2 rRNA genes (1 of these 2 cut by a window edge) are annotated in these 2,500 nt (G+C 50.9%); both read right to left on the reverse strand.

The annotated features are described in order from the left end of the window. Positions 1-256: 256 nt before the first annotated feature. Positions 257-371 (reverse strand): 5S ribosomal RNA (gene rrf / locus KXV15_RS13380). A gap of 162 nt (positions 372-533) precedes the next feature. After that, positions 534-2,500 (reverse strand): 23S ribosomal RNA (locus KXV15_RS13385); it runs 815 nt beyond the window's last position.

The following is a 2,500-nucleotide window of genomic DNA, read 5'->3' on the forward strand; positions in this document are numbered from 1 at the left end:
TTGGTGGGCTTGGCAGGGCCCGGTTCGTTTGGTTTGCCGAATTCACCCAATATGGGTTCATTCGGTTGAGGGCTGCTCCACCCCGCGATAAAGATGTGCTGACTGGTGTAGTCAGCGAAGGAACCATTGGTGGGCTTGGCAGGGCCCGGTCCGAATAGGTTTAGTTTACCAGAAACTAAAAAAGCCGCCAATGGCGGCTTTAATTAAAATCATAAAGAGGGTTGTTAAAACTTGTTAGAACGAATGTGCTTCGCAGACCCGGCGATGACCTACTCTCCCGCCGCTTAAGCGGCAGTACCATCGGCCCAAGAGGGCTTAACGACCGAGTTCGGGACGGGATCGGGTGTGGAACCTCTGGAATAACCACCAGGTCGGCGAAACACATTCGTTATAAAGTGACATAGTCTATTAGAAAAACACGGTTTAAGATGTTTATGGCTAGTTGATGATATCCAAAGTCTATTTGGCGATACATAACTAAAGTTACATTCATTGGTGTGTCCAATGCGATTTCCATCGCATATAAATCCGCTTAGATTAAGCGATCGAGTTATTAGTAGCAGTCAGCTTCACGCGTCACCGCGCTTCCACATCTGCCCTATCAACGTGATGGTCTATCACGACTCTAAATGAAACCTGGTTTTGAGGTTAGTTTCACGCTTAGATGCTTTCAGCGTTTATCTATTCCATACTTAGCTACCCAGCTATGCCCTTGGCAGGACAACTGGTCCACCAGAGGTATGTTCATCCCGGTCCTCTCGTACTAGGGACAAATCCTCTCAAGTTTCGACACCCATGGTAGATAGGGACCAAACTGTCTCACGACGTTCTGAACCCAGCTCACGTACCTCTTTAAATGGCGAACAGCCATACCCTTGGGACCTTCTCCAGCCCCAGGATGAGATGAGCCGACATCGAGGTGCCAAACGACCCCGTCGATATGGACTCTTGGGGGTCATCAGCCTGTTATCCCCGGAGTACCTTTTATCCGTTGAGCGATGATCCTACCACGCAGAATCACCGGATCACTATGGCCGACTTTCGTCTCTGCTCGACTCGTCAGTCTCGCAGTCAGGCGGGCTTATGCCATTGCACTCAACAGCCGATTTCCGACCGGCTTGAGCCCACCATCGCGCGCCTCCGTTACACTTTAGGAGGCGACCGCCCCAGTCAAACTGCCCGTCATGTAGGGTCCCGGATCCCGATAAGGGACCGCGGTTAGATGCCACCGAGATCAAGGGTCGTATTTCAAGGGTGACTCCACAAAGGCTGGCGCCAATGCTTCAAAGTCTCCGACCTATCCTACACATGATATCGATAGCACCACTACAAAACTGCAGTAAAGGTTCACAGGGTCTTTCCGTCTAGCCACGGGAACTCCGCATCTTCACGGAGATTTCAATTTCGCTGAGTCTATGCTGGAGACAGTGGGGAAGTCGTTACGCCATTCGTGCAGGTCGGAACTTACCCGACAAGGAATTTCGCTACCTTAGGACCGTTATAGTTACGGCCGCCGTTCACCTGGGCTTCAATTCAGTGCTTGCACACCTCCTCTTAACCTTCAGGCACCGGGCAGGCGTCAGACCCTATACGTCGTCTTGCGACTTCGCAGAGCCCTGTGTTTTTGATAAACAGTCGCCACCCCCTAGTCTGTGCCACTTCTTGCTGGTTGCCCAACAAAAAGTCTCCCTTCTTCCGAAGTTACGGGAGCAATTTGCCGAGTTCCTTCAGCATAGTTCTCTCAAGCGCCTTGGTATGCTCTACCTGACCACCTGTGTCGGTTTCGGGTACGGTTTATACGGTGGGGCTATTTCCTGGAACTTCTAGGCTACCAGTTCAATCCAATAAGAACTAATAACTTCCGACGTTCGTCACCACCACCAAGTGCAGGAATATTAACCTGCTTCCCATCGGCTACGCATTTCTGCCTCACCTTAGGGGCCGACTAACCCTACGCAGATTAACTTTACGTAGGAAACCTTGGTCTTTCGGCGAGAGTGTCTCTCACACTCTTTGTCGCTACTCATGCCAGCATTCTCACTTCTGATACCTCCACAACACATCACCATGCTGCTTCAACGGCTTACAGAACGCTCCGCTACCACTCACATAAATGTGAATCCGCAGTTTCGGCGAATGGCTTAATCCCCGTTACATTTTCGGCGCAGGATCGCTTGACTAGTGAGCTGTTACGCTTTCTTTAAATGATGGCTGCTTCTAAGCCAACATCCTAGTTGTCTATGCAATCCCACATCCTTTCCAACTTAGCCATTACTTGGGGGCCTTAACTGGCGGTTAGGGTTGTTTCCCTCTTGACGACGGACGTTAGCACCCGCCGTCTGTCTGCCGCGCTCTACTTCCAGGTATTCGGAGTTTGGTTAGGTTTGGTAATCCGGTGAGGACCCCTAGCCCATCCAGTGCTCTACCCCCTGGAGTAATACGCGACGCACTACCTAAATAGTTTTCGCGGAGAACCAGCTATCACGTGTTTTGATTGGCC

Source organism: Pseudaquidulcibacter saccharophilus, assembly GCF_019455445.1.
In the GTDB taxonomy this organism is placed as follows: domain Bacteria; phylum Pseudomonadota; class Alphaproteobacteria; order Caulobacterales; family Aquidulcibacteraceae; genus Pseudaquidulcibacter; species Pseudaquidulcibacter saccharophilus.